Genomic DNA, 22,811 nt, shown 5'->3' on the forward strand with positions numbered 1-22,811 from the left:
CCCTCCCGCCCGGCGCGCCCATAAGGGACACAACCCTAGCGCTGGGACGCGAGTCGCCGCTTGAGGCACGCCGAAGGATTATCGGCGAGTGTGGTCCGAGAGCATGCTGTCGAGCCGGGCCGTGGGCTCTTCCGCCAGCTGCCTGCGCCCTTTTCTGCGCCAGTTGACGTGACCCCGGCTCTCCAGCCAGAGCAGCAACCGGTCGGCGCCGAGCAACACGGCCGCCGAGAAGACAAGGGCGACGACAATCTCCATGCCTCTCAGTCAACCCGCGCTCCACGGCGCCGGTCAGGCCGACACGCCGGCTAACCGGCCACCACCGTGCCCTCTGACGTGCGCAAATGCCCCTCACCGGTATAGACCCACTTGGTGGCGGTGAGCTCGGGGAGCCCCATCGGGCCGCGGGCGTGCAGCTTCTGCGTGGAGATGCCGATCTCGGCCCCGAACCCGAACTCCCCGCCGTCGGTGAACCTGGTCGAGGCGTTGACCGCCACGGCCGCCGAGTCGACCAGCGAGACGAACCTGCGCGCCGCCCGCTGCGACCTGGTGACGATCGCGTCGGTGTGGGCGGAGCCGTACTTCCTGATGTGGGCCACCGCCTCCTCCAGCGAGCCGACGACGGCGGCGGCGATGTCGAGCGAGAGGTATTCGGCGTAGAAGTCGTCCTCGGTGACGGGCACGACGCCGGAGCCGTGGCCGGCGATGCGCTCGTCGCCGTGCACGGTCACGCCCGCCTCCGCGAGCGCCGACAGCGCCCGCGGCACGAAGGCGTCGGCGATGTCCGCGTGCACGAGGAACGTCTCGGCCGCGTTGCACACCGACGGCCGCTGCGCCTTGGCGTTGACCAGGATCTGCACGGCCAGGTCGAGGTCGGCCTCGGCGTCGACGTACACGTGGCAGTTGCCGACGCCGGTCTCGATGACCGGCACCGTCGACTCCTCGACCACCGAGTTGATCAGCGACGCGCCGCCGCGCGGGATCAGGACGTCCACCAGGCCGCGGGCCCGCATGAGCTCCTTGACCGAGTCGCGGGTCTGCCCCGGCACGAGCTGGACGGCCCCCGCGGGCACCTCGGTGCCTTCCAGCGCGTCCTGCATGACCTTCACCAGGGCCGTGTTGGAGGAGTAGGCGCTGGAGGAGCCCCTGAGCAGCACCGCGTTGCCGCTCTTGAGACAGAGGGCGGCGGCGTCGACGGTGACGTTGGGCCGGCCCTCGTAGATGATGCCGATGACGCCGAGGGGCACCCTGAGCTGGCGCAGCTCGAGACCGTTGGGCAGGGTGGTGCCGCGTACGACCTCGCCGATCGGATCGGGCAGGTCGGCCACCTGGCGCACGGCCTCGGCGATGGCGGCGACCCTGGCCTCGTCGAGCCGCAGCCGGTCGATCATCGCCTCGGACGTGCCCTGCGCCCTGGCCTGCTCGACGTCCTTCGCGTTGGCCTCGACGATCTCCGCCGCGTGCGCGACCAGGGCGTCGGCGACGGCACGTAGCGCCCGGTCCTTCGGCGCCCGCGGCAGCGGGGCCAGCTCGGCGGCGGCCTCTCGTGCCGCGTGGGCGACCTTCAGGAACTCTGTGCTCATGGCTACGCTCCGTGCTTCCCTGCTAGTTGTGAGCTTCCAGTATGACGATGTCGTCACGGTGGATCAGCTCGCGTTCATATTCCGGGCCAAGCGCGCTCGCCAGCTCCCTCGTGGAGCGCCCGAGCAACTCGGGGATCTCGGCGGCGTCGAAGTTCACCAGTCCGCGAGCCACCACGAGCCCCTGAGGCCCGCACAGGTCCACCGGATCGCCCGCCGCGAACTCACCCTCCACCGACGTCACCCCGGCCGGCAGCAGGGACTTGCGCCGCCCCACGATGGCCTCCACCGCCCCCTGGTCGAGGTGGAGGCGGCCGCGCCCGGTGGCGGCGTGCGCGAGCCAGAGCAGGCGGGTGCCGGGATGACGGCCGCCGGGGTGGAAATAGGTGCCGATGTCGGCCCCGCTGAGCGCCTGGGCCGCGTGAGCGGCCGCGGTGAGCACCACAGGGACCCCCGCCCCCGTGGCGATCCTGGCGGCCTGGACCTTGGTCACCATGCCGCCGGTGCCGACCGCCGCGCCGTTCTTGCCCAGCTCGACGCCGACCAGGTCTTCCGGCCCGCGAATCTCCGCCAGGCGCCGGGTGCCGCTGCGGCTCGGCGGGCCGTCGTAGAGCGCGTCCACGTCCGACAGCAGCACGAGGGCGTCCGCGTGGATCAGGTGTGACACCAGCGCCGCGAGCCGGTCATTGTCGCCGAAGCGGATCTCGTCGGTGGCCACGGTGTCGTTCTCGTTGACGATCGGCACGATGCCCAGCTCGAGCAGCCGCGTGAGCGTGCGCTGGGCGTTGGCGTGGTGGGCGCGCCGCATCATGTCGTCGGCGGTCAGCAGCACCTGACCCACGCGCAGGGAGTAGCGGGCGAAGGAGGAGGTGTAGCGGGCGACGAGCACGCCCTGCCCGACGGACGCGGCCGCCTGCTGGGTGGCCAGATCACGCGGTCGCGTTGTCAGCCCGAGCGGGCCGAGGCCCGCCGCGATCGCCCCGGAGGAGACCAGGACGATCTGCGTCCCGGTACGGCGCCGCGCCGCCAGCACGTCCACGAGGGCGTCGACACGATCGACGTCGATCGTGCCCTGAGGGGTGGTGAGCGAGGAGGAGCCGACCTTGACAACGACCTTTGACGCTGAGCTGATCTGTTCCCGCACGTCTCGCAGCCTATCCGAGGCCCAAGGGCCCATTTGCCGCCAGGGCGGCGCTCGCGGCGGCCCCGCGCATGGCGGCGGCGACTTCCTCGGGTAGATCACCCGGTGGCTGCGCCGCGCCGCCGTCGGCCCCGGCTGGGCGGGCGCCGGTATCCCGCTCAACGCCGACGGAGGCGCCGAAGCGACCCTCCACCCGTTAAGCCTCAGCCGAGGCGGATGTCGGACCCTCTCGGGCCGCGCCGCATGGACTCGGCGTTGAGTGTGGGCTGCCAGTCGAAGACGTAGCCGCCCTCCATCGGCCCGATGACCACCTCGGCGCCCGCGGTGGCCCCGGCCTTGGCCAGTTCCTCCTCCACGCCGAGCCGTTCGAGCCGGTCGGCGAGGTAGCCCACGGCCTCGTCGTTGCTGAAGTCGGTCTGCCTGATCCACCGCTCCGGCTTCTCGCCGGTGATCTGGAACAGGTTCTCGTTGACCCGCCGCACCCGGAACCCGGCGTCGCCGAGCTGCTTGGGCCTGATGACCAGCCGGGTGGGCTCCTCGATCGGCTTGTTGGCCCGGGCCGCCGCGACCCACTCGCCCATCGCGTACGTGAGGTCCTTCAGCCCTTCATGTGTGGCGGCCGAGATCGTGAACACCCGCAGCCCCCTGGCCTCGAACTCGGGCGTGACCAGCTCGGCCAGCTCCCGCGCGTCGGGCACGTCGGCCTTGTTCAGCACGACCAGCCGGGGCCGGTCCTCGAGCTTCCCGTACGCGTGCAGCTCGGCCTCGATCGCCTCGTAGTCCGTGATCGGGTCCCGCCCCGGTTCCATGGTGGCGCAGTCGATGACGTGCACGAGCATGTCGCACCGCTCGACGTGCCGCAGGAACTCGTGCCCGAGGCCCTTGCCCTGCGAGGCCCCAGGAATCAACCCGGGCACGTCGGCGACGGTGAACACGATCTCCCCGGCGGTCGCCACCCCCAGGTTGGGGATCAGGGTGGTGAACGGGTAGTCCGCGATCTTGGGCTTGGCCGCGCTCAGCGCGGCGATCAACGAGGACTTCCCTGCGCTCGGAAACCCGACCAGCGCCACGTCCGCGACGCTCTTGAGCTCCAGCATGACGTCCAGCGCGTCCCCGGGCTCCCCGAGCAGCGCGAACCCGGGCGCCTTGCGCTTGGTCGTGGCCAGGGCGGCGTTGCCCAGGCCGCCGTGCCCGCCCTGGGCGATCACGTAGCGCGTACCGGCGCCGACGAGATCGACCAGCACCTCACCCGTGGCGGCGGCCTTGACCACCGTCCCGTTGGGCACGGGCAGGATCACATCCGCCCCGTTCGCCCCGTCCCGGTTCGAGCCCTGCCCCTGCTTGCCGTTGTCGGCCTTGCGATGCGGCCGGCGGTGGTACTCGAGCAGCGTCGCCGTGTTGGGGTCGACCTCGAGAACGACGTCACCGCCCCGCCCGCCGTTCCCGCCGTCGGGGCCGCCGAGCGGCTTGAACTTCTCCCGGTGGATGGAGGCGCACCCGTTCCCCCCGTCACCGGCACTGATATGAAGGACCACCTGGTCCACAAAGTCCGGCATTCCGCACTCCTCCACCCCCTTCGCAGGGGCCTCTCATCCCAATACATAGGCGGCCAGCCAAAAGCAAAGGGGCGGATCGACAGCGCGATCCACCCCTAAAGCAACAGACCCAAGGTCAACGGAGAGGAGAGAACCCTACTCCGCGACGGGAACGATGCTCACGGCCCGCCGGCCGCGCTTGACACCGAACTGCACGTGCCCGGCCGCCAGCGCGAACAGCGTGTCGTCGCCGCCACGCCCCACGTTGTCGCCGGGGTGGAAGTGGGTGCCCCGCTGGCGGACGATGATCTCGCCCGCGTTGACCAGCTGGCCGCCGAAGCGCTTGACGCCCAGGCGCTGGGCGTTGGAGTCACGGCCGTTCCGGGTGGACGACGCGCCCTTCTTGTGTGCCATCTCTCAAACTCCCGATCAGGCCTGGTCGATACCGGTGATCTTCACCTGGGTGTACCGCTGGCGGTGACCCTGGCGCTTCTTGTAACCGGTCTTGTTCTTGTACTTGAGAATGCGGATCTTCGGGCCCTTGGTCTCGCCGAGAATCTCGGCGCTGACCGTGAACTTGCCCGCCTCGGTGGTCACGTCGCCGTCGTTGACGACGAGCACCGTCGGCAGCGAAACCGAAGAGCCGACCTCGCCGGCGACCTTGTCCACCTCGAGGACGTCACCGACGGAGACCTTCTGCTGCCTGCCGCCGCAACGAACGATCGCGTACACCGCGGAACCCTTCTACTGACTCACTGTTGTCTCGTACATCAGCCACCTCGCCAAGAGGCGGCCGCCGAATGCTGCGCCTGTCATTCGGCCTGTCTCAAACCGACGAACCGAGTAAGCGCGCCAACAGGGCACGTCACCTGACGCACCGATTGTCTAGGGTACCGGATCAGTGGTCCCTAGGCGAACCGGACGGAACGTCGGAAGCCCGCCGAGGCTACTCGGCAGACTTGGCTCGGCGCGAGCGTCGCCGCCCTCTGCCGGAAGTCTGGCTGGCCTGGTCGTCCTCAGCAGGGACGTCTTCAAGCGCACCGGTCACGGTATCACGGCCGGAGGTGTCCTTGGCCGCGGACACCTTGTCGGAGACCGCCTTCTCGATGGCCATCTTCCCCTGCGTGCCGCGCGGCTCCGGCTTGGCCTCGACCGGCTCCGTGGAGACGAGCAGACCGCGGCCGTTGCAGCACTCGCACGGCGTCGAGAACGCCTCCAGCAGCCCCTGACCGACCCGCTTACGCGTCATCTGGACCAGGCCCAGCGAGGTCACCTCGGCCACCTGGTGCTTGGTCCTGTCGCGGGCCAGGCACTCCAGCAGCCGCCGAAGCACCAGGTCGCGGTTGGACTCCAGCACCATGTCGATGAAGTCGATGACGATGATGCCGCCGATGTCACGCAGCCTGAGCTGGCGCACGATCTCCTCGGCCGCCTCGAGGTTGTTCCTGGTGACGGTCTCCTCGAGGTTGCCGCCCTGGCCGGTGAACTTGCCGGTGTTGACGTCGACCACGGTCATGGCCTCCGTACGGTCGATCACCAGCGAGCCGCCGCTGGGCAGCCACACCTTGCGGTCGAGCGCCTTGCCGAGCTGCTCGTCGATCCGGTACGACTCGAACACGTCGCCCTGGTCGCCGCCGTCCCACTTCGACAGGCGCTCGGCCAGGTGCGGCGCGACGTACTTGACGTACTCGTCCACCGTGTCCCAGGCGTCGTCGCCCTGCACGACCAGCGAGGTGAAGTCCTCGTTGAAGACGTCGCGCACGACCCTGATCGTCAGGTCGGGCTCGGCGGACAACAGCTCGGGCGGGCTCGCCGACTTGGCCTTCTTCTGGATGTTCTCCCACTGCGCGGACAGCCGGGCCACGTCACGGGCCAGCTCGTCCTCGGAGGCGCCCTCGGCGGCGGTACGCACGATCACGCCCGCGTTCTCCGGCATGACCTTCTTCAGGATGCTCTTGAGCCGCGTGCGCTCCTTGTCGGGCAGCTTGCGGCTGATGCCGGTCATCGACCCGTCGGGCACGTAGACCAGGTAACGCCCGGGCAGGCTGATCTGCGACGTGAGCCGGGCGCCCTTGTGGCCGATCGGGTCCTTCGTGACCTGCACGAGCACCGACTGGCCCGACTTCAGCGCCGACTCGATGCGCTTGGGCTGGCCCTCCAGCCCGGCGGTGTCGAAGTTGACCTCGCCGGCGTACAGGACGGCGTTCCTGCCCTTGCCGATGTCCACGAACGCCGCCTCCATCGAGGGCAGCACGTTCTGGACCTTGCCGAGGTAGACGTTGCCGACGTAGGACTGGCTGGCCTCGCGGTTGACGTAGTGCTCGACGAGCACGCCGTCCTCGAGGACCGCGATCTGCGTGCGGTCGCCCTGGCGGCGCACGACCATCATCCGGTCGACGGACTCGCGGCGAGCCAGGAACTCCGACTCCGTGATGATCGGCGGGCGCCTGCGCCCCAGCTCGCGCCCCTCGCGGCGGCGCTGCTTCTTGGCCTCCAGCCGGGTGGACCCGCGCACGCTCTGCACGCCGTCCGTCGCGGTGTCGAGAGACGTCGCACGGCCGGCGCGCGGCGCGCGGATGCGAACCACCGTGTTCGGCGGGTCGTCGCTGGACGGCTCCGTGTCCGCGTCCGAACCCCGGCGGCGACGGCGACGGCGACGGCGCGAGGTCGAGGCCTCCTCGTCCTGGGCGCCCTCCTCTTCCGGCTCCTCGCCCTCCTCTTCCGGCTCCTCGCCGTCCTCGGCCTCGTCCCGCTCACGCGACTTGCCGCGGCCCCGGCCGCCACGCCTGCGGCGCCGGCGCCTGCCGGCGCCTTCCTCCTCCTGCTCGTCGGAGGTGTCGACGTCGGCCTCGTCCTCGGTCACGGACTCGTCGACCGGCTCCTCGATCTCCTCGGGCTCGGGAGCGGGCTGCGGCGGCTCGGCCCGCCGGGCGGCGGCGGGCTTGGCCTTGCTGGGATCGGGCGCCTGGAACAGCGGCGCGAAGATGGCCGCCGGCCGCTGGAACATGGTGCCGGGCTCATCCTGCGTGCGCGCGGTCAGCCCGAACGGGTCGGCGAGCAGGCTCGGGCGCACGGAGTCCTCGTCGAGGTCCTCGCCCGCGGGCTCGTCGTCGAGCGGCTCGTCCTCGGGCAGGGCCTCCAGGATGTCCTCATCCTCGCCACCCGGCTCGGCCTCGACGTCGCCGGCGCGCGCCGCCTCGGGCGCGGTCACGACCTCGGCGGCCCGGACCTCGGCGCTTTCCTGCGCGGCGCTCTCCTTGGCGGCCACGGCCTCCGCGGCGGCGGGCTCGCCGGCCGCGACGGGCGCCACGGCCTCTTCCGGCTCCACCTTCTTGCGAGTCCTGCGCCGCTTCACGGGCTCGGCGGGCTCGGCGGGCGTCTCGCCTTCCTGGGACGCTCCCGCGGCTTCCGCCTCGGCCTTCTTCGTCGTGGTACGGCGCCGCGTCGTCGTGGCGGTGGACCGGGTCCGCGTGGCTCGCTTGGGCTTGTCGGCAACCGCGTCGGCGGCCGCCTCCGCCACGGCCGTCTCGACCGGGCTCTCGGGGGCGGCAGGCAGACCGGCATCAACCGCACCGGAAACGACGCCACCATCGGCCTCTGCCGTTCCAGCATCGGCGATGGCGGCGGCGAGAAGCTCGGGCGCGGGCTCTCCCGCCGCACGTTGCACGGCCTTGGTCTGCACCGCTTGCACATCCGCCACGGACGGCGCGGTCTGCGCGGCGGTGACGGTGACCGGAACGGACGCCGGCTCCTCGGGCAGCTCCGGCGGGGGACCCGCGGGGCGGCTGGCGGAGCGGCGACGTGGGGTCACCTCGGGCTGTTCAGTTGTCTCCCCGTCAGGGCCAATGGCCCCGGCGTTGGGCTCGTTCTCGAGCATGCGGGCGCTCTCCCGTCAGCTCCCGGGCGCGTCGCCGCGCCGCGCAGGAGCCCTCGTGTCTCGTTGTCCGCCGGCACCCCCGATGAAGGGGCGCCGACGCCAAGTCCTGTCAGCGGTCGTGCCCCGCTCGCGCAGGGCACCTCCTTAACCGGCGACGTGCTCACCCGCCGGTCCCGCCTCGCCGCCGCGCGTCGTATCGCGGTCCAGGTCGAGCGGGTCGGCAAGCGCACCGGTGCTGACGTCGAGCGGCCCCTGCGCCAGCCTGGTCACCTCGGGGGAAACCGGCGGCGCGAAGTCGGCCACAAGGCGCAGCCCTGTGAGCACATCGTCGGGTCGAACGGCAGGCGTCATGTGCCGAACAACCATGCGCAGTATGACACACGGTCCTCCATGCACCTGAGCTGCGATTCTGTCTGTTCCCTCGGACACCGTGAGCCCCAGGACGGCCTCGCGCGCGTCGAAGCGGCGCAGACCCTTCTTGGTGAGGCGCTCGACCTCCACGGTGCCCTCCGCGAGGAACTTGTCCGCCGCCACCTCGGCGAGCTCGCGATCGGCACCGGGCAGCCGCACCTCCCACTCGGAGACCTCCAAGCGGTCGGCCAGCGCCCCCGGACCCGCCTCCACAACGTCGAGCACGTCGAGCCCAGGCGGCAGCGACCCATCAAGGCCCCGCTTGACCTGCTCGGGGTCGCATGGCGTCGTGACGCCGATCTCGAGGTATTCGGCTTCGCTGGCGACACCGGTCGGCGCCGCGCCCGCGTAGGAGATCTTCGGGTGGGGCGAGAAGCCCGCGCTGTAGGCCACCGGAATGCCGGCACGGCGGACCGCTCTCTCAACGGCCCGCGAGATGTCGCGGTGGCTGGTGAAGCGCAGGCGGCCGCGCTTGGCGTAGCGCACGCGAAGCCGCTGCACCGTGGGCGCGGGCGGAGGCCCTTCGGGAACAGGTTTCAGAGCTTGTCGTCCTTCCCTTGTAAGAGTTCTTTCGTCTCAGGATAAGCCGCCCCGGTGCGTGAACGTGTACGCCGAGGCACGGGCTGCCCACTGAGCGCGCTAGACCACCGTCAGAGGAAGGAGTTTCCGCCCTGTGGGACCGATTTGAATTTCCGTGCCCATGGTCGGGCAGACGCCGCAGTCGTAGCACGGAGTCCAGCGGCAGTCTTCGACCTCACCGCCGGAAACGGCCTCCTGCCAGTCCTGCCAGAGCCATTCGCGGTCGAGCCCGGCGTCGAGGTGGTCCCACGGGAGGACCTCGTTCTCTTCCCGCTCGCGCGTGGTGTACCAGTCGACGTCGACGCCGGCCTTCTCGGCCGCCGCCATCCAGCGCTCGTAGGAGAAGTGCTCGCTCCAGCCGTCGAACCTGCCGCCGTCCTCCCAGGCGGCGCGGATCACGGCGCCGACCCGGCGGTCGCCGCGCGAGAGCAGGCCCTCCACGATCGAGGGCTTGCCGTCGTGGTAGCGGTAGCCGATGGCCCTGCCGTACGCCTTGTCACCTCTGAGCGCCTCGCGCAGCGCCTTGAGCCGCCGGTCGACGGTCTCGTGGTCGGCCTGACCCGCCCATTGGAACGGCGTGTGCGGCTTCGGCACGAAACCGCCGATCGAGACCGTGCAGCGGATGTCGCGGCTGCCGGTCGCCTCGCGGCCCGCCTTGATGACCTTCTTGGCCAGGTCGGCGATGCCGAGCACGTCCTCGTCCATCTCGGTGGGCAGCCCGCACATGAAGTAGAGCTTGACCTGGCGCCACCCCTGCGAATATGCCGTGGTGACGGTGCGGATCAGGTCTTCCTCGGTGACCATCTTGTTGATCACCTTGCGCATGCGCTCGGAGCCGCCCTCGGGCGCGAACGTCAGGCCCGAACGCCTGCCGTTCCTGGAGAACTCGTTGGCCAGGTCGATGTTGAACGCGTCAACCCTGGTCGACGGCAGCGACAGCGAGGTGTTGGTGCCCTCGTAGCGGTCGGCCAGCCCCTTGGCGACATCGCCGATCTCGGAGTGGTCGGCCGACGACAGCGACAACAGGCCGACCTCGTTGAAGCCGGACTCCTTGATGCCGTTTTCGACCATGGCCCCGATCGTGGTGATCGAGCGCTCCCGCACCGGACGCGTGATCATGCCGGCCTGGCAGAACCGGCAGCCCCGGGTGCAGCCGCGGAAGATCTCCACGCTGAACCGCTCGTGCACCGTCTCGGCCAGCGGGACCAGCGGCTTCTTCGGGTAGGGCCACTCGTCGAGGTCCATCACGGTGTGCTTGTGCACCCGCCACGGCACGTCGGCCCTGTTGGGCGCGACGCGCTTGATGCGACCGTCCGGGTGGTAGTCGACATCGTAGAACTTCGGGATATAAACCCCGCCGGACTCGGCGAGCCGCATCAGCAGCTCGTCGCGGCCGCCCGGCCTGCCCTCGGCCTTCCACTCGCGGATGACCTCGCTGATCGCGATGGAGATCTGCTCGCCGTCGCCGAGCACGGCCGCGTCGAGGAAGTCGGCGATCGGCTCGGGGTTGAAGGCCGCGTGGCCGCCGGCGAGCACGATCGGGTCGTCCTCGCCCCGCTCCGCGGCGAGCAGCGGAATGCCCGCCAGGTCGAGCGCGGTCAGCATGTTGGTGTAGCCGAGCTCGGTCGAGAACGACACCCCGAGCACGTCGAAGGCGCGCACCGGCCGGTGCGCGTCAACGGTGAACTGCGGCACGCCCTCGGCCCGCATGAGCGCCTCAAGATCCGGCCAGACCGCGTAGGTGCGCTCGGCCAGCGTGCCGGGCAGCTCGTTGAGGATCTCGTAGAGGATCGCCACGCCCTGGTTGGGCAGCCCGACCTCGTAGGCGTCCGGGTACATCAGCGCCCACCGTACGTCGGCGGAGTCCCAGTCCTTGACGGTCGAGTTGAGCTCACCTCCGACGTACTGGATGGGCTTCTGCACCTTCGGCAGCAGCGCTTCCAGGCGGTGGAATATCGACTCGACAGGCATACCGTCCAGGGTAGCGGCGCTCGGACGGTGGCAGGTCCGGCGATCTCAGACGGCGGCGGGTCCGGGGATGTCGATGTCGTTTCCGCTGCGCACGCACTCATCGCAATAGGCCAGGAACATGTCTCTAATTAAACGACTGTCTTCGCACCCTGATGGCTTGTAGAAGCCCGATCGCAATCAGATTCGCGAACGTGGCGGTGCCGCCATACGAGACGAACGGCAGCGGCAGCCCCGTGATGGGCATGATCCCGATCGTCATTCCCACATTGATGAACGTCTGGAACGCGAACCAGCATACGATCATCCCCGCGACCAGCGTCCCGAACCTGTCATCGCACTGCCTGGCGATCTTCAGCCCGCGCAGCAGCACGACCCCGAGCAGCAGCACGACCGTCACGGACCCGAGGAACCCGAACTCCTCCCCCGCCACCGTGAAGATGAAGTCGGTGTGCTGTTCGGGCACGAACCTGCCGGTCGTCTGCCCGCCGCCCAGCAGGCCCTTGCCCAGGAGCTGCCCGGAGCCGATCGCGATCATCGACTGCGTGCTGTTGTACCCGACACCGCGCGGATCGACGCTCGGATCGACGAACGCCGTGAACCGCGCCACCTGGTAGGGCTCGAGCAGCTGGAAGTAGAACACCGAGAACACCCCGGCCGCCGCCACCACCGACAGCGCCGCGATCCACCGCTTGCGCACTCCTCCGATGATCAGCCCGGCGGCCGTGATCACGGCCAGCACCAGCGCCGTCCCGAGGTCGGGCTGGAGCATCACCAGCCCCATCGTCACCATCGAGGCGATGAGCGCCAGCCACACGTCCAACCCCCGTGGCCGATCGCTGCCCTCGGCGGGCTGCGCCAGCAGCATCGCGATGATCAGCAGCAGCCCGACCTTGGCGAACTCGGACGGCTGCACCGCGAACCCCCCGCCGAGCAGGATCCACGAGTGCGACCCGTTGATCGTCGCACCCAACGGCGTGATCACCAGGCCCAGCCCTATCAGCGACATCACGTACACCAGCGGCGCGTAGGCCCGCATCGCCCGATGATCGACCATCGCCACGACCGCGCACAGCACCACCCCGATGACCTCGTTGAACATGTGCTTCTTGACCAGGCCCGTGGATCCCGGCGCCCAGGTCCTGGTGGACGACCAGACCAGCAGCGTGCCGATCACGCAGAGCCCGGCCACCGCGACCAGCATCAGCCCGTCGAGCCTACGCACCGTCGAGTTGTCAGCGGTCACCCGCCGCAGCAGCGAGGGCCGCCGGACGGCCGCCATACGATCGATCACCCTTGGCCCCCTGTCCCCTCAGCCGTCCGGCCGACCAGCCAGCCGACCGCGCACCCGATCACCCATCCGGCCACGCACCCGGCCACCCACCGGCCAACTCCGGGCCCAGGCAACCGCCAGGCCACCCACCGGCCAACCCCACGCCCAGGCAACCGCCAGGCCACCCACCGGCCCACCATCCGCCGGCCACGATCGCCTGCGCCCGAGCACCCTTCACGGCCCGCAGCCACCGCTCGGCCACCGCTGGGCAGCCCCGTATCCAGAGCGGGGGCGCTCATTCCCCGGCCACCGTTCCATCGGGCGAGAACCGGGGCAGTCTCGTCGTGAGCTTCCCTCCGGGCACGGCCGGGGGCCGCTTGATGCCGTAAATCCCCTCATAGATCTCCCGCACGGCAGGCGCCGCCGTCTGCGAGCCCATCCCGCCCTGCGAGACCATGACCACGACCACGTACTGCGGGTTCTTCGTCGGCGCGAACGAGGCGAACCACGAGGTGTCCTTCTTGCCCCACACCTCCGCGGTGCCGGTCTTGCCGCCGATGCGCACCTTGTTCATCGGGAACCCGGCAAAGGCCCCCGCCGCGGTGCCGTCGGCGGGGACGTCGCTCAGCGCGTTCTTGATGTAGAGGCGCTCCTTCTCGGAGATCGGCAGCTTGCCCACCACCGGCACGGGGATGGTCTTGACCACCGTGCCGTCGGGCCGCACCTGCGCCCACCCGATGCGCGGGCTGCGCACCTTCCCGTCGCTCACCAGCGCCATGTACGCCCGCGCGAGCTGCATCGGCGTCACCAGCACGTCGCCCTGGCCGATGGAGAAGTTGGCCGAGTCACCCGGCCGCAGCAGGAACCCCTCGGTACAGTTCTCCAGCGCCAGCCGCTTGAGGAACTCGGCCCGCGCCCGGTCCTTGACCTCCGGATAGCCCTTGCGGGACCGCTCGCAGGTCACGGCGTTGGTCCGGTTCCACAGGTCCTTCTTCCACGCCCGGTCGGGGATGCGCCCCGAGGACTCGCCGGGCAGGTCCACCCCGGTCGGGCTGCCGAACCCGAACGCCCTGGCGGTGTTGGCGAACACCTCCTTCGTCGGCTTCTTCGGGCTGCGCCCGCCGTCCTTCAGGTACTGCTCGTACGAGGCCCGGTAGAAGATCGTGTCGCACGACTTGACCAGCGCGGTGTGCAGATTCATCGAGCCCAGCCCGATGCCGCGGAAGTTGTTGAAGGCGCGGTCGCCCACCATGTAGGAGCCGGGGCAGTCGTAGGTGCCCTTCAGCGGGTATCCGGCGCGCAGCATCGCCGCCACCGACGAGATCTTGAACGTCGAACCGGGCGCGAACTGGCCGTTGATCGCCCGCGACACGAGCGGTATGCCGGACTTGTCCGACAGCAGCCACTGGTATCCGCGCGTCGAGATCCCGCCCGCCCAGATCGCCGGGTCGTACCCGGGCGCGCTGGCCAGCGCCACCACCCGTCCCGTACGCGCGTCGAGCACCACCCCCGCGCCGCCGTCGGCCCCTGGTGCGGACTTCATCGCCTTGGCCAGCGCCTTCTCCACCACCTCCTGCACCCGCGAGTCGATGCTGGTCACCAGATGGTCGCCGGGAATCGGGGTGATCTGCTCCTCGACCCCGAGCGCCTTGCCCATCCTGTCGACCTGGACCCTGCGCAGCCCCGACTTGCCGCGCAGCGCGTCGTCGTAGACGTACTCGAGGCCGTCCCGCCCGGCCAGGTCCACCCCGGAGAAGCTGGCCTTCAGCCCTTCCCGCTTCTCCAGCTCGGCCTCGGTGACCGGCTGCAGGTAGCCGAGCATCTGCGCCCCGGCCCGCCCGCCGGGGTACTGCCTGACGGAGTGGATCTCCGCCGTCACCCCGGGAAACTCCTCCTGCCGCTCGAGGATCTGCAGCGCCTCCCGGGTGTCCACCTTCTCGTCCAGCGGGACCGGCTGGTACGGCGATCCCGTCCAGCACGGCTTGGACACCCCCGGCCCGCACGGCGTGATGCGCTGCTGCAGGTCCGAGACCGGCCTGCCGAGCACGGCCGACAGCTTGCGCAGCACCGTGAGGCCGCCGTCGGGCATTCTGGTCAGCCTGGTCCTGTCCACGGACACGACCAGCGCGGTCTTGTTGCGGACCAGCGGCCGCCCGTGCGCGTCGAGGATCTGCCCGCGCACCGCCGGCACGATCACGGCCCGCGTCCTGGTCTCCGTCGCCCGCGTCACGAACTCGCGCCCGCGTACGACCTGCACCTGCCAGAGCCGCACGGCCAGCACGATGAGCATCATCATCACGAGCACGTGCAACACCAGCAGCCTGGCCCGCATCCTGATCATGTCGAGAACCTCGCCTCCCTGCCCCGCGTGGTCAGCCAGATCACGATGGGGGAAACGAGCAGTGTGTAGACGACGGTGGTGGGCACCCCGTCGGTCAACGTCGACATCGTCACCCGGGGATCGGAGACGAGACCGACGACGAACGCCGCCAGCAGCGGCGCCATCAGGACGCACAACACGACGGTCGTCACCGGCCCGCCCGCGCCGCGCCCGGCGACGTAGCCGGTGACCGCCAGCACGAACGCGTACTGCCCCACGAGATGAGCGGTCGGCGGCATGATGTCGGCGAGCAACCCGGCGCAGAACCCGAGCACCGCTCCGTACTGCGCCCCCCGGCCCAGCGCCGCGCCGATCACCGCCAGCAGCACCAGATCGGGAGCGCCCCCGCCCGGCAAGGGCACCCGGTTGACCAGCATGACCTGAGCCAGCAAGGCCACCAACACGGACAACCCGCCGATCACCGCGCCCCCTCCAGGGAAGTCCTCACAATCCGACGCCCCGACGCGCACGACCGCTCACTACCGAGCCCGGCCGCCCAACCCCCTCCAGGCGCCGCCACAACCCCTCTCACGCAGCCGGCGTACGCCGGCCCGCTGGAACGCTCCACCCCACCCCTGCACACGCCCAGAGGGCCCCCACAGCTCCAGCAGGCGGCACCGCGAGCTTCCGGCGGCAGGCGCCGCGAGCCAGGCCGCCGCCAGATCATCGTGATCCCTCCTTGGTCGGCTGCACCGCGTCACGGGTGCCCCGCTTCGGCGCCTCCACCACCACGCCGACCACGTCGAGCGCCGTCAGGTCCGCGTACGGCCGGGCGTACGCGATGCGCGTCAGCTCCCCCGGCGTCAGCTCCACCCGCTCGATCACCCCGATCGGCACGCCGGGCACGTAGGGGCTGCCGTTCTGTGAGCCGAAGCTGACGATCCGCGAACCCCTGGTCAACGGGGCCGTCGAGTCGAGGAGCCGGAACTGGACGAGCCGCCCGTTCTCCCCCACCCCGTGCACCACGCCGATCTCCTTGCCGCCCTCCAGCCGCGCCCCGGCGGCCGAGGCGGGATCGCTCAGCAGCACCACCGTCGAGGTGTGCGGGGAGGCGCGGAGGACCCGCCCGACCAGCCCGTCGCCGTTGAGCACGGTCATCTCGGACCGGATCCCGTCACGCGTGCCCGCGTCGATCTGGACGGCGTCCTCGAAGCCCGGCAGCCCGCGCCTGGCGACCACGTTGGCCGGGACCACCTTGAACCCAGCCGTGCCCGCCAGACCGAGCAGCTGCTTGAGCTCCTTGGACCGGGTCGCGTCGAGCCTGCTGGCCACCAGTTCGGTCCGCAACCGGGCGTTCTCCGCCTTGAGGGCGTTGATGCGCTCCTGGGCGCCCGACGCGCCCGCGACGGCGCGTACGAACCCTCCGACGGGCCGCACCAGCCCGCCACCGAACTGCTCAGCCGTGCCGAACACCGAGGCCGCGGCGGCCTTCAGCGGCCTCAGCGGCGAGCTGTCGCCGGCGCGGTGGTCGACGGTCAGGATGATCAGGGCCGCCATCAGCAGCCCTCCGAGGATCAGCCGGGCACGGCGCGAGTCCCTCATCAGTGTCGCGACTCCGGCACCAAGACCTGCTGGAGCGCTTCGAACTCCTCAGCACACTTGCCGGAACCGATGGCGACCGAGTCGAGGGCGTTCTCGACGAGGTGCACAGGCATGCCCGTCTCGGCCTTGACCCGCTCGTCCAGCCCCTTGAGCAGGGCGCCCCCGCCGGTGAGCGCGATGCCGCGGTCCATGATGTCGCCGGACAGCTCGGGCGGGCACTTGTCGAGCGTGGTCTTGACGGCGTCGATGATCGCGTTTACCGGCTCCTCGATCGCCTTCCTGACCTCCTCGCTCGACACGACGATGGTCTTGGGCAGCCCGCTGACCAGGTCACGCCCGCGGATCTCCGCGTGCGACTCCTCACCGCCCGCGCAGGCCGAGCCAATGGCGATCTTGATCTCTTCGGCGGTGCGCTCGCCGAGCATCAGGGAGAACTCCTTCTTGGCGAACGTGATCACCGCCTGGTCGAGCTCGTCCCCGCCGATCCTGATGGACTGGCTGGTGACCACGCCGCCCATCGAGATGATCGCCACCTCGGTGGTGCCCCCGCCGACGTCGACCACCATGTTTCCGGTCGGCTCGTGCACCGGCAGACCGGCCCCGATGGCGGCCGCCATCGGCTCCTCGACGATGTAGACCTTCCTGGCGCCCGCCTGGTAGCCGGCCTCCTTGACCGCGCGCTGCTCGACGCTGGTGATGCCGCTGGGCACGGCGATGATGATGCGCGGCTTGGCGAGGTGCCGGCGCCGGTGCACCCGTTGAATGAAATATCGCAGCATCCGTTCGGTGACGTCGAAATCAGCGATCACGCCGTCCTTGAGCGGGCGGACGGCGACGATGTTGCCAGGCGTACGACCGATCATCCGCTTGGCCTCGATGCCAACTGCCACGATCTTGCCGGTGGCGGTGTTGATCGCTACGACTGACGGCTCGTTGAGGACGATGCCCCGGCCGCGCACGTAGACCAGCGTGTTGGCGGTGCCCAGATCGACCGCCATGTCACGGCCGAGAAACGCGAGCTTGCTGCCCATGGGGAACGGAGCCCTCCGTAACGTCGTCGCGAATGACTACGGATTGAATTCGAATCGTAACGTGACGTACCCACCGAGGGGCGCAATGAGCCTTCGCGCCCCACAAAAATCTCCAGCCGCTACCTCAACCGCAATTTTGCCCGGATTGCACCACAACACCCGATCGCCTGCTGGAACGCTCCAAAACGCCCACTCCCACGATCATCTCTGTTCCCACTTCACGTGCAGACTCTGCCAACCATACGGAGAACAGCCGACAAAACCGTGGCCCAGCTTTGCCCACGAATCAGCGCCCGCGCGCCAAGACAGCGCCAACATACGGCGGGCGGCCGACAAAAAACGCGCGCCCGCGCAGCGGGAAGCTGCACGGGCGCGAAAGCGGGGACCGAGGTCGCCTAGAACCGGTCAGGGAAGAAGATCTTGATCTCCCTGGCGGCCGACTCAGGCGAGTCGGAGCCGTGGACGACGTTTTCGCCGATCTCGAGTGCGTGGTCGCCGCGGATCGTGCCGGGCGCCGACTTGACCGGGTCGGTGGCGCCGGCCAGCGCGCGGAACGCCTCGACGGCGCGCGGACCCTCGAGCACCATGGCGACGAGCGGCCCAGAGGTGATGAACTCGACGAGCTCGCCGAAGAACGGCCGCTCGGAGTGCTCGGCGTAGTGCGCCTTGGCGGTGTCGGCGTCGAGGGTGCGCAGGTCCATCGCCACGACCTTGAGGCCCTTGCGCTCCACGCGCGAGATCACGTCACCGATGAGGCCGCGCTTAACCCCGTCGGGCTTGATCAGGACAAGAGTGCGCTCGGACACTTGGAGTTCTCCTTCGAACAGACTGAGGGTGGCGGTCACGAGCTCCCGGCCCGGCCGCGTGGATGCTTCGCGGGGGACGGGCCCACGCGCCGCCGTGGCTCGGGGCTCAGCTTACCGTCCCGCGCAGCCACCCTCGTTTCGCGCAGGAACTCAGGCAGCCACTCTCGTTCCGCTCCGGGACTCAGGAGGAGGCGGCGTCCTCGGGCGAATGGCCCTGCGGCGGCACGGCAGGCAGCGGCTCGGCCTCGCCGTCCTTCCGCCGCTCCGTCTCGTCGAAGGCGCCCCCTGGCGGCACCGGCGCCGGCTCCGGCGCACTCGCCTCGGCAGGCTGACCTTCATCGATCTCCTCAACGACCGGCACACCCGGACCGGCGCACGGCACGTGAGGAACATCCTTCGCACCCCGCCGAGCGGTCACCGCGGCCAGCACGATGACCACGACCACGAGGAAGCCGCCGACCAGGGCCCACGAATGCAGGGCGCCGACGAAGCTGTCGACCAGTTCCTGAGCCGAAGAGACCCCGCTCAGCATCGCCATCTGCACACCCGTACCGAGCAGGAAGCCCGCCAGCACTCCCGCGAGACCAAGCGACAGCCCGAACACGGCCGCCCCGACTCCCACCTCCTGCAGCGCCGACGTCAGCGCCACCGCCGCCCCCACAGCGAGCAGCGAGAACGGCACGACCAGCACCAGCCCGTCAGCGGACGGCACCATGAGCCGCACCGAGCACAGGCCCACGACCATCGCCAGCAGCCCCAGAGGCGCCAGCCACCGCCCGGGGGCCCGTGCCGGCCGCCGCACCGCTATGGAAGCGCCCACGGCGAGCACCCCTGCCACGCCGAAAGGAAGCCAGAGCCCCTTCAGCCCGGGCCCGCCGAGCCCGCCCATCTCCACCAGCGTCACCTGGGCCGCGCTGGGGAGCAGCACGACACCGACCGCCACCATCGAGTACGCCAGCGTGCGGCTCTCGGCCGTGCCGATCGAGGCCAGCGCCAGCAGCCCCGCGACCGCCAGCGCCGCCAGCAGGATCACCGGCAGGGCCCGCCATCCCTCTGTCGCGGTGCTGACGCCCAAGACCGCGATGCCCGCCGCAGGCACGGCGGCCAGCAGCAGCCGGGTCCGCTCCCCGTCGTCCAGCCCTGGTCCGTCAGGCCGCCCGAGCAGAATCCAGACGAGAACGTACGCGCCCGCCAGCGCCAGGGCCATCCCCGTCAGCATCGGATACGGCTGCAGCGTGACCTTCCAGCTGCTCGCCTTGTCGAGCGGCCAGAGCGCCAGCGCCTGGGCCGCGAGCAGGCTCAGGCTGAACACGCCCACCCACAACGCCCGCAGCATCGAACCGCGGGCCCAGACCGCGGCCAGCGTGGCGGGAACGACCAGTCCAGCACCGACGCCGCGCAGCACTCGCACCGCTCCGACGACGAGCTCCGAACCCGCGTAGCCACCGGCCGCGTCGGACATGGCCATCAGCACCAGCCCGCCGAGCAGCACGTGAACGACCGGCGCCCGCCGCAGCGCCACGGCCGCGAGCGGTACGGTCAGCATCAGAGCGGGCAGGGCGAGCCCGTGCGTGCGCATCAGGCCGACCTGGTCGATGTCGCCCGGCAGCAGCTTGGCGACGACGGAGAGCGTGTTGGGGATGGTGACGATGGCCAGCGGCAGCGCGGCCACGACGAGCAGCCCGAGCGTCACGTCGAGCAGCCACGGCGACCTGAGGCCGGCCGACCGCTGGATCGGGGGGACGGTCATGCGCCGACTTTAGCGGGAAGTAGCGCCCTCGACACGGCGAGCGACGATAATCGCTGTAATCCACAGCGCCGTGAAGATCGCGCCGAGGAAGAACATGATCGGAACGAGGAACCCCGTGCAGATCGCCAGCACCTGTACGACGCTGCCGAGAACGTAACCGAAAGGCCTCTTCAGCAGGCCCGCCGCGACCACGCACAGCACAGCGAGACCGATGCCGGCGGTCACGGCCAGCCCCGGCGCGACGCCGCCCACGGTGATCGCCACGGGCGTGATCAGCCCCGCCACGATCGCCTCCATGCCGAGCACACTGGCGCCCAATCTGCGCATGCCCGGAGTGACCTGGAAACTCATCGCGGACCATCCGCCTTGAGCAGCCGCCGCGCGTCACCCGCCGTGACGACGGACCCGGTGATGAGCACGCCCGTGCCGCTGAACTCGCCCTCGGCGTCGGCGATGCCGATGCCCTGGTCGATGGCGTCGTCGAGCCGGTCCACGACGTGTACGCGGTCCTCGCCGAACAGCGGCTCGGCCAGGGACGCCAGCTCCTCCGGCGACATCGACCTGGGCGAGGAGTTACACGTGACGACGATCTCGTCTAGAACGGGCTCGAGCAGCTCGAGCAGCGCGTCCACGTCCTTGTCACGCATGACGGCGACGATCCCGATGACCTTGGCGAAATCGAATGCCTCGTGCAGCCCTTCCAGGGTCGCCTGCATGCCGCCCGGGTTGTGTGCCGCGTCGATCACCACCGTCGGCGTGCGCCGCACGATCTCCATCCGCCCGGGCGAGGAGGCCTGCGCGAACGCCTGACGTACGAGATCCACGTCGAGCGGGTCGTCGCCGCCGGTCAGCGCCTCGACGGCGGCCAGCGCGCAGGCGGCGTTGCTCGCCTGATGCGCGCCGTAGAGCGGCAGGTAGACCTCGTCGTAGACGCCCTTGAGCCCGCGCAGCGTGAGCAGCTGCCCGCCGATCGCCACCTCACGACTGAGCACGCCGAACTCGAGGCCCTCACGGGCCACGACGGCCCCGACGTCCGCGGCGCGCCGCATGAGCACCTCCGCCGCGGCCAGCTCCTGCTGGGCGAGCACGGTGGTCGCGCCGGGCTTGATGATGCCCGCCTTCTCGGCGGCGATGCTGGGGATGTCCGGCCCGAGCCGGTCCGTGTGGTCCAGCGAGATGGGCGTGATCACGGACACGGTGCCGTCGGCCACGTTCGTCGCGTCCCATGAACCGCCCATGCCGGCCTCGATCACGGCCACGTCGACCGGCGTGTCGGCGAACGCGGCGAACGCCATGGCGGTCAGCAACTCGAAGAACTGGATGCGCCGCCGCCCCTGGCTGTCGGTCAGCTCGACGTACGGCACGATCTCTTCGTAGACCTCGGCGAACCGCTCCTCGCTCAGCGGCTCCCCGTCCACAGTGATCCGCTCGCGCACCGACACCAGATGAGGGCTGGTGAACCGCCCCACCCGCAGGTTGCGCTCCTTGAGCAGCGCCTCTGTGAGCCGCGCCGTGCTCGTCTTTCCGTTGGTGCCGGCGATGTGTATGACCGGGTACGCCCGCTGCGGCGAGCCGAGCAGGTCCAGAAGGGCCGCGATCCTGTCGAGCGTCGGCTCGAAATCCCACTCGACGCCGCGCTCCATGATTGCGCGTTCGACCGCACGATAATCCACCCCTCAACCCTACTGACTGCCGGTGGCGCTCCTGTCCCGGGCATCGTCGAACCTCGGCGGCCTCCGTCCCATCCAACTCCATGGGGAGGATGACATGAGGAGAGCAATCGCGATCTCCGTCCTGGCGGCCGGGGCCGTCACGATGCTGCTGATCGCCCTGATTCCACGAGACCCGGCCGGAACAGCGCAGCCCGCCGACCGCGATCGCCCTTCTCAGGGGCCGGCCGCGTACGCGTACCTCTGCCAGAGCGCGGCCACCGAAGGCCCACAGGAGGAGTGCGCCAACTGGCCGGTGGTGACCCGCGAGGGCAAGACCTGGGAGCTCACGGACGCCGATGGCGGCAACCCGGTCGACGTGAGCGCCGACGGCCGCCTCGTCGCCTACGAGCGGGCCTCCGACCATCAGATCGTCGTCCGCGACCTCGTCAACGGCACCGTGCGCCCCGTAGTCGAGAGCCTGCCCGCGCAGGCCATGGCGGATTTCACCGTTTCGCCGAGGCTGCTGGACAACGGCCGGTGGCTGTACGTCGAGTTCGAGGCCGACGACGGGGACGACGATGAGAACTCCATGCCGGCCCCCTTCATCGCGGCGGTGGCCGACGGACGGACGATCTGGCGCTTGCCGCGCGACGCCAGCCTGATCCGCCTCGACATGGCGGGTGAGCGGTTGATGGTCCAGGACGAGAAATCGTTTTCTCTCATGGAACGGTCAGGCGCCACCAAGATCCCCTTGCCGGGCCGGCTCCGTGTCATCCAGGCCACCGGCGTCCTGACCTTCGACGGGAAGCGGCAGGCCGCGGAAGTCGTGTCCAGGAACTTCCCCGCGGGCGGCGCCGACATCCGCCCCGCCTGGCTGGTCACCATCGACACCGCGAACGGGAAGGTCCGCCACGACGTACGCCTCTCCCTGCCGCTGCCCGACAAAGCCGGCATCTGCCAGGCGAGTCAATGGCTGAACGCCTCGGAAGTGCTCCTCAGATGCGGCACGGGCGATCCGCATCGTGAGCTCACCTTCCGGGTGAACACACAAACTGGCGATCACACGATGCTCCGGGAGATAAAGCCGCCGAAGCCAAAACTCTTCGAACTCGTATGGGCGGAGGACTGACCCTCGCCAACGCAAAAGAGGGCCACCCCGAAGGGTGGCCCTCTTCCATAAGAATTGTGCGGCGATGACCTACTCTCCCACACCCTCCCGAGTGCAGTACCATCGGCGCAGGGAAGCTTAACTTCCGGGTTCGGAATGTAACCGGGTGTTTCCTTCCCGC

At 70.0% G+C, this 22,811-nt stretch carries 19 protein-coding genes and 1 rRNA gene; 1 reads left to right on the forward strand and 19 read right to left on the reverse strand.

The features are described from left to right. Positions 1 to 78 precede the first annotated feature (78 nt). The 18 genes from ABN273_RS27490 to ABN273_RS27575 form a co-directional block, all read right to left on the reverse strand. Positions 79 to 255 carry a hypothetical protein gene (locus ABN273_RS27490; protein WP_349451911.1) on the reverse strand — a complete coding sequence of 59 codons (177 nt, stop codon included), beginning with the start codon at positions 253 to 255 and terminating at the stop codon, positions 79 to 81. Between the two features lie 50 nt (positions 256 to 305). Beyond that, positions 306 to 1,580, reverse strand: a complete 1,275-nt coding sequence (locus ABN273_RS27495) for a glutamate-5-semialdehyde dehydrogenase (protein WP_349451912.1) — start codon at positions 1,578 to 1,580, stop codon at positions 306 to 308. A gap of 22 nt (positions 1,581 to 1,602) precedes the next feature. Next, positions 1,603 to 2,721: a glutamate 5-kinase gene (gene proB / locus ABN273_RS27500; protein ID WP_502911143.1), complete on the reverse strand. Its 1,119-nt coding sequence runs from the start codon at positions 2,719 to 2,721 to the stop codon at positions 1,603 to 1,605. A 200-nt stretch (positions 2,722 to 2,921) separates the two neighbouring features. Continuing rightward, positions 2,922 to 4,274, reverse strand: coding sequence for a GTPase ObgE (gene obgE / locus ABN273_RS27505; protein ID WP_349451914.1), 1,353 nt, complete (start codon positions 4,272 to 4,274; stop codon positions 2,922 to 2,924). A gap of 135 nt (positions 4,275 to 4,409) precedes the next feature. Continuing rightward, positions 4,410 to 4,667 (reverse strand): 50S ribosomal protein L27, encoded by a 258-nt coding sequence (gene rpmA, locus ABN273_RS27510; RefSeq protein ID WP_012893687.1) that lies wholly within the window; start codon positions 4,665 to 4,667, stop codon positions 4,410 to 4,412. Positions 4,668 to 4,682: 15 nt separating this feature from the next. Next, on the reverse strand, positions 4,683 to 4,985 hold the full coding sequence (rplU, locus tag ABN273_RS27515; protein WP_049575732.1) for a 50S ribosomal protein L21: 303 nt from the start codon (positions 4,983 to 4,985) through the stop codon (positions 4,683 to 4,685). Between the two features lie 214 nt (positions 4,986 to 5,199). Then, the gene (locus tag ABN273_RS27520; RefSeq protein WP_349451915.1) at positions 5,200 to 8,130 is read right to left on the reverse strand and encodes an Rne/Rng family ribonuclease; all 2,931 of its coding nucleotides are present in this window, start codon (positions 8,128 to 8,130) and stop codon (positions 5,200 to 5,202) included. A 144-nt stretch (positions 8,131 to 8,274) separates the two neighbouring features. Next, positions 8,275 to 9,027: a TIGR03936 family radical SAM-associated protein gene (locus ABN273_RS27525; RefSeq protein ID WP_349451916.1), complete on the reverse strand. Its 753-nt coding sequence runs from the start codon at positions 9,025 to 9,027 to the stop codon at positions 8,275 to 8,277. 153 nt (positions 9,028 to 9,180) lie between these two features. Beyond that, a complete protein-coding gene (locus ABN273_RS27530; RefSeq protein ID WP_349451917.1) occupies positions 9,181 to 11,091 on the reverse strand; it encodes a TIGR03960 family B12-binding radical SAM protein in 1,911 nt (636 codons plus the stop codon). Between the two features lie 124 nt (positions 11,092 to 11,215). Next, positions 11,216 to 12,382, reverse strand: a complete 1,167-nt coding sequence (gene rodA, locus ABN273_RS27535) for a rod shape-determining protein RodA (protein ID WP_349451918.1) — start codon at positions 12,380 to 12,382, stop codon at positions 11,216 to 11,218. Positions 12,383 to 12,656: 274 nt separating this feature from the next. After that, the gene (gene mrdA / locus ABN273_RS27540; RefSeq protein WP_349451919.1) at positions 12,657 to 14,702 is read right to left on the reverse strand and encodes a penicillin-binding protein 2; all 2,046 of its coding nucleotides are present in this window, start codon (positions 14,700 to 14,702) and stop codon (positions 12,657 to 12,659) included. Further along, a complete protein-coding gene (gene mreD / locus ABN273_RS27545) occupies positions 14,699 to 15,163 on the reverse strand; it encodes a rod shape-determining protein MreD (RefSeq protein ID WP_349451920.1) in 465 nt (154 codons plus the stop codon). Before mreD ends, mrdA begins: the two co-directional genes overlap by 4 nt. Positions 15,164 to 15,404: 241 nt before the next feature. Then, positions 15,405 to 16,283, reverse strand: a complete 879-nt coding sequence (gene mreC / locus ABN273_RS27550; protein WP_349451921.1) for a rod shape-determining protein MreC — start codon at positions 16,281 to 16,283, stop codon at positions 15,405 to 15,407. After that, complete coding sequence (locus ABN273_RS27555) at positions 16,283 to 17,314, reverse strand: rod shape-determining protein (protein WP_349451922.1); 1,032 nt, start codon at positions 17,312 to 17,314, stop codon at positions 16,283 to 16,285. Before ABN273_RS27555 ends, mreC begins: the two co-directional genes overlap by 1 nt. A 395-nt stretch (positions 17,315 to 17,709) precedes the next feature. After that, positions 17,710 to 18,120 carry a nucleoside-diphosphate kinase gene (gene ndk, locus ABN273_RS27560; RefSeq protein WP_349451923.1) on the reverse strand — a complete coding sequence of 137 codons (411 nt, stop codon included), beginning with the start codon at positions 18,118 to 18,120 and terminating at the stop codon, positions 17,710 to 17,712. A 181-nt stretch (positions 18,121 to 18,301) separates the two neighbouring features. Continuing rightward, positions 18,302 to 19,870 carry a hypothetical protein gene (locus ABN273_RS27565; RefSeq protein ID WP_349451924.1) on the reverse strand — a complete coding sequence of 523 codons (1,569 nt, stop codon included), beginning with the start codon at positions 19,868 to 19,870 and terminating at the stop codon, positions 18,302 to 18,304. 9 nt (positions 19,871 to 19,879) lie between these two features. Beyond that, a complete protein-coding gene (locus ABN273_RS27570; RefSeq protein WP_349451925.1) occupies positions 19,880 to 20,221 on the reverse strand; it encodes a DUF4233 domain-containing protein in 342 nt (113 codons plus the stop codon). After that, the gene (locus tag ABN273_RS27575; protein ID WP_349451936.1) at positions 20,218 to 21,513 is read right to left on the reverse strand and encodes a bifunctional folylpolyglutamate synthase/dihydrofolate synthase; all 1,296 of its coding nucleotides are present in this window, start codon (positions 21,511 to 21,513) and stop codon (positions 20,218 to 20,220) included. The genes ABN273_RS27570 and ABN273_RS27575 overlap by 4 nt, the downstream gene beginning before the upstream one ends. A 124-nt stretch (positions 21,514 to 21,637) precedes the next feature. Between ABN273_RS27575 and ABN273_RS27580 the strand changes: the two genes are divergently transcribed. Then, complete coding sequence (locus ABN273_RS27580) at positions 21,638 to 22,651, forward strand: TolB-like translocation protein (protein WP_349451926.1); 1,014 nt, start codon at positions 21,638 to 21,640, stop codon at positions 22,649 to 22,651. Between the two features lie 56 nt (positions 22,652 to 22,707). On the opposite strand, the gene rrf is transcribed toward ABN273_RS27580, so the two are convergent. Then, positions 22,708 to 22,811 (reverse strand): 5S ribosomal RNA (gene rrf / locus ABN273_RS27585); the annotation flags it as partial.

Origin of the sequence: Nonomuraea sp. B19D2, from assembly GCF_040137845.1 — a bacterium.
Lineage (GTDB): Bacteria > Actinomycetota > Actinomycetes > Streptosporangiales > Streptosporangiaceae > Nonomuraea.

What these genes read in the sequence shown, in the direction of transcription:
- ABN273_RS27490 (WP_349451911.1), bottom strand. Translation starts at nt 255, where the DNA reads ATGGAGATTGTCGTCGCCCTTGTCTTCTCGGCGGCCGTGTTGCTCGGC.
- ABN273_RS27495 (WP_349451912.1), bottom strand. Translation starts at nt 1,580, where the DNA reads ATGAGCACAGAGTTCCTGAAGGTCGCCCACGCGGCACGAGAGGCCGCC.
- obgE (WP_349451914.1), bottom strand. Translation starts at nt 4,274, where the DNA reads ATGCCGGACTTTGTGGACCAGGTGGTCCTTCATATCAGTGCCGGTGAC.
- rpmA (WP_012893687.1), bottom strand. Translation starts at nt 4,667, where the DNA reads ATGGCACACAAGAAGGGCGCGTCGTCCACCCGGAACGGCCGTGACTCC.
- ABN273_RS27520 (WP_349451915.1), bottom strand. Translation starts at nt 8,130, where the DNA reads ATGCTCGAGAACGAGCCCAACGCCGGGGCCATTGGCCCTGACGGGGAG.
- ABN273_RS27530 (WP_349451917.1), bottom strand. Translation starts at nt 11,091, where the DNA reads ATGCCTGTCGAGTCGATATTCCACCGCCTGGAAGCGCTGCTGCCGAAG.
- mrdA (WP_349451919.1), bottom strand. Translation starts at nt 14,702, where the DNA reads ATGATCAGGATGCGGGCCAGGCTGCTGGTGTTGCACGTGCTCGTGATG.
- mreC (WP_349451921.1), bottom strand. Translation starts at nt 16,283, where the DNA reads ATGAGGGACTCGCGCCGTGCCCGGCTGATCCTCGGAGGGCTGCTGATG.
- ABN273_RS27555 (WP_349451922.1), bottom strand. Translation starts at nt 17,314, where the DNA reads ATGGGCAGCAAGCTCGCGTTTCTCGGCCGTGACATGGCGGTCGATCTG.
- ABN273_RS27565 (WP_349451924.1), bottom strand. Translation starts at nt 19,870, where the DNA reads ATGACCGTCCCCCCGATCCAGCGGTCGGCCGGCCTCAGGTCGCCGTGG.
- ABN273_RS27570 (WP_349451925.1), bottom strand. Translation starts at nt 20,221, where the DNA reads ATGAGTTTCCAGGTCACTCCGGGCATGCGCAGATTGGGCGCCAGTGTG.
- ABN273_RS27575 (WP_349451936.1), bottom strand. Translation starts at nt 21,513, where the DNA reads ATGGAGCGCGGCGTCGAGTGGGATTTCGAGCCGACGCTCGACAGGATC.
- ABN273_RS27580 (WP_349451926.1), top strand. Translation starts at nt 21,638, where the DNA reads ATGAGGAGAGCAATCGCGATCTCCGTCCTGGCGGCCGGGGCCGTCACG.